At 63.6% G+C, this 231-nt stretch carries 1 pseudogene; it reads right to left on the bottom strand.

The features are described from left to right. Positions 1–231: pseudogene (locus ACCD05_RS32130) on the bottom strand (dihydrodipicolinate synthase family protein); the annotation flags it as partial.

The raw sequence follows: 231 nt of genomic DNA, 5'->3' as shown, positions 1-231 counted from the left end.
ACGAGGCCTAGTTCGACCAGATTGGCGTCGATATCGGCAATGGCCGCCGCATCAAGCTCGGGTGTCGGCGCACGCACACCGACGCCTTCGATCACGCCGCGGCGGGCCAGCACATATTTGGTCAGCCGCATGCGATAGACCGCCTGCAGCACCAAAAGAGGCAGGGTGCGGACATAAATCCGACGAGCCTCCTCCTGCCGCCCGGCAACAAGCGCCCGATCGATGGCAACA

Origin of the sequence: Rhizobium sp. Rhizsp42 (assembly GCF_047304155.1) — a bacterium.
GTDB lineage: Bacteria > Pseudomonadota > Alphaproteobacteria > Rhizobiales > Rhizobiaceae > Rhizobium.
Note: the sequence above shows the minus strand (reverse complement) of the source record. Positions and strands in the feature narration are given on the sequence as shown.